This window comes from Nocardioides sp., from assembly GCF_031397825.1.
In the GTDB taxonomy this organism is placed as follows: Bacteria; Actinomycetota; Actinomycetes; order Propionibacteriales; family Nocardioidaceae; genus Nocardioides.
Map to the genome: position 1 here is coordinate 1 of NZ_JANNML010000142.1, position 6,825 is coordinate 6,825.

A 6,825-nucleotide genomic window follows, 5' to 3' on the forward strand; every position below is an offset into this window, starting at 1 on the left:
GCCTGCGCCTCGCGGTCACGGTTGGCCTGCGCCTCGCGGTCACGGTTGGCCTGCGCCTCGCGGTCGCGCTTGGCCTGCGCCTCGCGGTCACCGTCGCGCTGCGCGGGCTCCTCACGGTCCTGCTGGCGGTCCCGGGTGCGGCGGGTCCGCTCGGTCCGGGTGACGACAGGGGCGGAGGCGTCGGGTGTCTCGGCAGCCTTGTCCGCCCGGGGCTGGTCGGCCGACTCCTCGGCCGGGGTGTCGGCCGGCTTGTCGGTCGGCTTCTCGGCCTTGACCGGGGATGACGGGCCACCCGACTGCGCACCCGACTGCGCACCCGACTGGGCAGCCTTGATGGCGTCGACGAGCTGGGCCTTCTTCATCGTCTTGGCACCGGCGATGCCCATGCCGCCGGCCATCGACTTCAGGTCGGCGAGCAGCAGGGAGTTGAGCCCGCCACCGCGCTTCTTGGGAGCCGACGCAGCAGCGTCAGGGGCGGTGGAGGAATCGATGGTCTCGGTCACGTGAGGTCCTTCCCACGGATCAGTGCCGCACTGGGTGATCACCCACGGCTGCATGTCGGGGCCCTGCCTCGTCGTCGCTCACACAGGAGGCCGACGGGTCGTGCGGATGCTCCGCACGAGCCAAGGAAGGGTGGGTGCTCCTCGCGGATCGACTGCCCTGGGGCCGTGGTCACACGAAGGGGCTGCGTCGAGAGGGGCTGACGCGCGGTCAATGTATCACTGCGATCGCGCCCTCACGGGCGGGTCCGCTCAGGCGAGTCGTACGCCGTCGCGGTCGACCGCGAGCGCCAGCACCTGCCAGTCCCGGGGAGCCCGACCGAGGAGGGCCTCGGTGCCGACACCGTCCACGCCGTCGCTGAAGGCCAGCACCGTGGGACCGGCGCCGGAGACCACGGCGGCAACGCCGCCGGCGCGCAGCCGGTCGACGAGCTCGAGGGACTCCGGCATGGCCGGGCGACGGTAGTCCTGGTGGAGGTAGTCGCGCGTGGCCAGCCACAGGTGCTCGGGGCTACCGGCGAGCGCGGCCACGAGGAGCGCCGTACGCCCGGCGTCGGCCGCCGCCTCCGCGTGGGGCACCTGCGCCGGCAGGAGCCCGCGCGCCACCTCGGTCGAGACCGGGGTGGGCGGGATGAAGACGACGGCGCTGACACGGGGGTCGACCGAGGAGTCGACGGCGTAGAAGGCCCCGTCCTGGTGACCTGAGATCACGAAGCCGCCGTGCATCGCCGGCGCCACGTTGTCGGGGTGTCCCTCCAGGTCGGCGGCGAGGCGGAAGAGCGCGTCGTCGTCGAGGAGCAGCGCTCCCCCGGCGACGAGCGAGCGGGCCAGGAAGACGCCGCCGACGATGGCGGCCGACGAGGAGCCCAGGCCGCGGGCGTGGGGCACGACGTTGGTGCACGAGAGTCGCAGGCCCGGCGGCTGACCACCGAGGCGGTCGAACGCCGCGCGCATGGAGCGGACCACGAGGTGCGTCTCGTCGAGGGCTACGGCGCCGGCTCCGGCGCCCGTCACCTCCACCACCAGCCCCTCCGCGACGACCTCTCCCTCGAGGTGGTCGCGCAGGTCGAGCGCGAGGCCGAGCGAGTCGAACCCCGGGCCGAGGTTGGCCGAGGTCGCCGGCACCGAGACGCGCACGGGTCCGTCGACGAACGTCACCACCCCTCGCCTCCTCAGGCGAGACCGGCGGCCTGGGCCGCGGCGGTCACGTCGGCGTCGATGACGGTGTCGACGAGCGCGCCCACGCCCTCCAGCGCGGTCGCGGTGTCCTTGAGCCCGTGGCCGGTCACCGTGATGGCGACCGTGGAGCCGGCGTAGGACTCCCCGGCGGCGAGCTCCTGGAGGATCCCCGCGATGCCGGCGGCGGAGGCCGGCTCCACGAAGACGCCGTCGCGCGAGGCGAGCTCGCGCTGGGCCGCGAGGATCTGGTCGTCGCTGACGGCTGCGAAGCGCCCGCCGGACTCGTTTCGCGCGGCCTCCGCGAGCTTCCACGAGGCGGGGTTGCCGATGCGGATCGCGGTCGCCTTGGTCTCCGGGTCGGGGAAGGGCTCACCGGTCACGAGGGGCGAGGCGCCCTCGGCCTGGAACCCGCGCATCACCGGGGTGCGGGTGGTCATGCCGAGCGAGCGGTACTGCGTGTAGCCCAGCCAGTAGGCGGCGATGTTGCCCGCGTTGCCGACCGGCAGGAGGTGGTAGTCCGGCGCGTCGCCGAGGAAGTCGGCGATCTCGAAGGCGGCCGTCTTCTGGCCCTCGAGCCGCACCGGGTTGACCGAGTTGACCAGGGCGACCGGGAAGTCCCAGGCAAGCTGGCGCGCCAGGGTCAGGCAGTGGTCGAAGTTGCCGCGCACCATGATCACCTGGGCGCCGTGGACGATGGCCTGGGCCATCTTGCCGGCCGCGATCTTGCCCTCGGGGACGAGCACCAGCGGCTTGAGCCCGGCCTTGGCGGCGTAGGCGGCCATCGCCGCCGACGTGTTGCCGGTCGAGGCGCACACGACGGCCTCCGCACCGTCGGCCTTCGCGACCGAGATCGCGGTCGTCATGCCGCGGTCCTTGAAGGAGCCGGTGGGGTTGTTGCCCTCGACCTTGAGCCAGACCTCGGCACCGGTCAGGCCCGACAGCCACTCGGAGAAGACCAGGGGCGTGCCGCCCTCCCGCAGGGTGACCGCGGGCGTGCCTTCGGGGATGTCGAGCAGCGGGCGGTACTCCTCGATCACGCCACGCCACTGGTGGGTGCGGGTCACGGTGCTCACTCGGTCTCTCCCTCGACCCGCATCACCGAGGTGACCTCGCGGACGTTGTCCATGCCTCGCAGGTGCTCCACGGTGGCACTGAGCTGGGCGTCGGTGGCCTCGTGCGAGACGACGACGAGCTGGGCGTCGTCGCCGCGGCCCTCCTGACGCACCGTCTGGATCGAGACGCCGTGCTCGGCGAAGGCGAGGGCCACCGAGGCCAGCACGCCGGCGCGGTCGTCCACGTCGATCGCCACGTGGTAGCGGGTGCGGGTCTCGCCCATCGGCAGCACCGCCCTGTCGGCGTAGGCCGACTCCCCCACCCCGCGGGTGCCCGCAAGGTGGTTGCGGGCCACGGTGACCAGGTCGCCGAGCACCGCCGAGGCGGTGGGTGAGCCACCGGCCCCGGGGCCGTAGAACATCAGCTGGCCGGCAGCCTCGGACTCGACGAAGACCGCGTTGTAGGCCTCACGCACGCTCGCGAGGGGGTGCGAGCGCGGGATCATCGCGGGGTGCACGCGCACGGAGACCGCGTCGTCCCCCCCGGCGACGGCGCGGAGCTCGCAGATGGCCAGCAGCTTGACGACGCTGTTCATGTCGCGGGCGGACTGCACGTCGGCGGCGGTGACCTCAGAGATGCCCTCGCGGTAGACGTCGGAGGCGGTCACCCGGGAGTGGAACGCCAGCGAGGCGAGGATCGCGGCCTTGGCCGCGGCGTCGAAGCCCTCGACGTCAGCAGTGGGGTCGGCCTCGGCGTAGCCGAGCTCCTGGGCCTCCTCGAGCGCCTCGGCGAAGCCGGCTCCCGAGGAGTCCATCTTGTCGAGGATGAAGTTGGTGGTGCCGTTGACGATGCCGAGCACCCGGGTGACCCGGTCGCCGGCGAGCGACTCGCGCAGGGGTCGCAGGATCGGGATGGCACCGGCGACGGCGGCCTCGTAGTAGAGGTCGCGACCGGCCTTCTCGGCCGCCTCGAAGAGCGTCGGGCCGTCCTCGGCGAGCAGGGCCTTGTTGGCCGTGACCACCGAGGCACCGTGCTCGAGAGCGGAGAGGATCAGCGACCGGGCCGGCTCGATGCCCCCGATCACCTCGACGACCAGGTCGACGTCGTCGCGGGCCACCAGGCCCGCGGCGTCGGTCGTCAGCAGTCCCTCGGGCACGTCGACGTCGCGCGCCGCGTCGATCCGTCGTACGGCGACCCCGGCGAGCTCGACCCGCGCACCGACGCGCGCCTCGAGGTCGGTGGCCTGCTCCTGGAGCAGCCGCACCACTTGGGAGCCCACCGAGCCGCACCCGAGCACCGCGACCCGCAATGACCGCTTATCCATCTACCGCACCCACATCCGTCGCCAACAGGTCATCGATCGTCTCGCGCCGCACGACCACGCGTGCGACCCCGTCCTTCACCGCGATCACCGGGGGCCGGAGCGCATGGTTGTAGTTGGAGGCCATGGACCGGCAGTAGGCGCCCGTGCCGGGCACCGCCAGTAGATCACCCGGCGTCAGGTCGGACGGCAGGAACTCGTCCTTGACCACGATGTCGCCGGCCTCGCAGTGCATCCCGACGACGCGCGCGAGCATCGGGGGCGCCTGCGAGACGCGCGAGGCGAGGGTGCAGGAGTAGTCGGCGTCGTAGAGGGCGGTGCGGATGTTGTCGCTCATCCCGCCGTCGACCGAGACGTAGGTGCGCACGGCGCCCCCGTCCAGCGCGACGGGCTTGACCGTGCCGACGGTGTAGACGGTGCACATCGAGGGGCCGACGATCGCGCGGCCCGGCTCGATGGACAGCCGGGGCTGCTCGATGCCGAGCGCGCGGCACTCGTGCTCGACGATCTTGCTCATCTCGATGGCCAGCTGCGCGGGCTCCGACGGGTCGTCCTGGGTGGTGTAGGCGATGCCGAAGCCACCTCCGAGGTCCATCTCGGGCATCGTCAGACCGACCTCGCTCGCGACCCGGGCGTGCAGCGCGAGCACCCGGCGGGCCGCGACCTCGAAGCCGCTGGAGTCGAAGATCTGGCTGCCGATGTGGGAGTGCAGGCCCAGCAGCTCGAGGCCCTCGGCCGCGACCACGCGGCGTACGGCCTCGAGGGCGTCGCCGGAGGTGATCGAGAAGCCGAACTTCTGGTCCTCGTGGGCGGTCGCGATGTATTCGTGGGTGTGGGCCTCGACCCCGGCGGTCACCCGGATCATCACCGAGGTCGTCGTGCCGAGGTCGGTCGCGACCTGGGCGAGCCGCGCGATCTCGGTGAAGCTGTCGACGATGATCCGCCCGACGCCCGCGTCGACGGCGCGACGCAGCTCGGGGTGGGACTTGTTGTTGCCGTGGTAGCCGATGCGGGCGGGGTCGACCCCGGCGCGCAGCGCGACGGCGAGCTCGCCGGGCGAGCAGACGTCGAGGTGCAGGCCCTCCTCGGCCACCCAGCGGGCGATCGTCGTGCAGAGGAACGCCTTGCCGGCGTAGTAGACGTCGTAGTCGGCGAAGGCGTCCCGGAAGGCGCGTGCCCGGGCCCGGAAGTCGTCCTCGTCGAGGACGTAGGCCGGGGTGTTGAACTCCGCGGCGAGGTCGGCCAGGGCCACGCCCCCGACGGTGAGGTCGCCCTCGACCTTGCGCGTGGTGCTCGACCACAGCAGCGGGACCAGCTCGTTGGGGTCGGTCGGCTCACGCAGCCAGGACGGGAGCCTGAGGGCGCCGGGCGCGTGCGCCCAGCCTGCTTCGTGCGTCATCGCGGGCTCACATCCGCTCGGGTGCGGTGACGCCGAGCAGCGCCAGGCCGTTCTCGAAGACCGTCCGGGTCGCCTGCACCAGCAGCAGCCTGGCGCGGTGCAGCTCGGTCGGCTCCTCGTCGCCCTTGGGCAGGACCGGGCAGTTGTCGTAGAAGCGGTGGAAGGAGCCGGCCGTGTCCTCGAGGTAACGCGCGACGCGGTGCGGCTCGCGCAGCTCGGCGGCAGCGGTGACGACGCGCGGGAAGTCCGCGAGCGCGCGCAGCAGGTCGCCCTCCTTCTCGTGGGAGAGCAGGCTCGGGTCGAAGTCGTCGGACGCCGGCAGGACGCCGAGGTCGGCGCCGTTGTGGAGCAGGCGCCAGGTGCGCGCGGCGACGTACTGGACGTAGAACACGGGGTTCTCGCCGGCCGCCTTGGTCCACAGGCCGAGGTCGAGGTCGATGTTGGAGTCGCTGCTGTAGCGGGCGAGGGCGTAGCGCGCGGCATCGACGCCGATCGCGTCGACGAGGTCGTCGATGGTCACCACGGTGCCGGCCCGCTTGGACATGCGCATCGGCTCGCCGTCCTTGAGCAGGTTGACCATCTGCCCGATGAGGATCTCGAGGTTCTCGTGGGGCTTGTCGCCGAACGCGGCGCACATCGCCATCATCCGCGAGACGTAGCCGTGGTGGTCCGCCCCGAGCATGATGAAGCAGCGGTCGAAGCCACGCTCGCGCTTGTCGAGGTAGTAGGCCAGGTCACCGGAGAGGTAGGCACCCTCGCCGTCGGACTTGATGATCACGCGGTCCTTGTCGTCGCCGTACCTCTCGGTGGCGAGCCAGAGGGCGCCGTCCTTCTCGTAGGTGCTGCCGAGGGAGGTCAGGCGCTCGACGGCGCGCGCGACTGCCCCGCTCCTGTGCAGCTCGTCCTCGTGGAAGTAGACATCGAAGTCGACACCGAAGTCGTGCAGGCTCTGCTTGATCTCGGCGAACATCATGTCGACGCCGACCTCGCGGAAGGCCTCGAGGGAGTCCTCGGGCGACTGGTCGAGGGCGTCGGGCCGCTGCTCGAGGACCGCCGTGGCGATGTCGTGGATGTACTGCCCGCCGTAGCCGTCCTCGGGCGCCGGCTCGCCCTGCGCGCTCGCGAGCAGGGATCTGCTGAAGCGGTCGATCTGGGCACCGTGGTCGTTGAAGTAGTACTCCCGGGTGACCTCGGCGCCGGTCATGGTGAAGATCCGACCGAGGGCGTCACCGACCGCGGCCCACCGCACGCCGCCGATGTGCAGCGGGCCCGTGGGGTTGGCCGAGACGAACTCCAGGTTGATCTTCTCGCCGGCGAACGCATCCGTGGCGCCGTACGCCGCGCCCGCGGCGACGACCTGCTGCGCGACGAGG

At 72.1% G+C, this 6,825-nt stretch carries 6 protein-coding genes; all 6 read right to left on the reverse strand.

Going from position 1 to position 6,825, the window contains the following annotated elements; all coding sequences use genetic code 11:
• On the reverse strand, positions 1 to 503 hold a 503-nt coding region (locus RMN98_RS12445; protein WP_309649131.1), incomplete at its 3' end, for a Rho termination factor N-terminal domain-containing protein.
• A 249-nt stretch (positions 504 to 752) separates the two neighbouring features.
• A complete protein-coding gene (gene thrB / locus RMN98_RS12450; RefSeq protein ID WP_309649132.1) occupies positions 753 to 1,661 on the reverse strand; it encodes a homoserine kinase in 909 nt (302 codons plus the stop codon).
• 11 nt (positions 1,662 to 1,672) lie between these two features.
• Positions 1,673 to 2,743 carry a threonine synthase gene (thrC, locus tag RMN98_RS12455; RefSeq protein ID WP_309649136.1) on the reverse strand — a complete coding sequence of 357 codons (1,071 nt, stop codon included), beginning with the start codon at positions 2,741 to 2,743 and terminating at the stop codon, positions 1,673 to 1,675.
• 5 nt (positions 2,744 to 2,748) lie between these two features.
• The gene (locus tag RMN98_RS12460) at positions 2,749 to 4,056 is read right to left on the reverse strand and encodes a homoserine dehydrogenase (protein ID WP_309649133.1); all 1,308 of its coding nucleotides are present in this window, start codon (positions 4,054 to 4,056) and stop codon (positions 2,749 to 2,751) included.
• Positions 4,049 to 5,452 (reverse strand): diaminopimelate decarboxylase, encoded by a 1,404-nt coding sequence (lysA, locus tag RMN98_RS12465; protein ID WP_309649134.1) that lies wholly within the window; start codon positions 5,450 to 5,452, stop codon positions 4,049 to 4,051. Before lysA ends, RMN98_RS12460 begins: the two co-directional genes overlap by 8 nt.
• Before the next feature lie 7 nt (positions 5,453 to 5,459).
• Positions 5,460 to 6,825: arginine--tRNA ligase (gene argS / locus RMN98_RS12470; protein ID WP_309649135.1), on the reverse strand; the 1,366-nt coding region annotated here is incomplete at its 5' end.

Coding starts and splice junctions, on each gene's coding strand:
- RMN98_RS12460 (WP_309649133.1), bottom strand. CDS start 4,056: ATGGATAAGCGGTCATTGCGGGTCGCGGTGCTCGGGTGCGGCTCGGTG.
- lysA (WP_309649134.1), bottom strand. CDS start 5,452: ATGACGCACGAAGCAGGCTGGGCGCACGCGCCCGGCGCCCTCAGGCTC.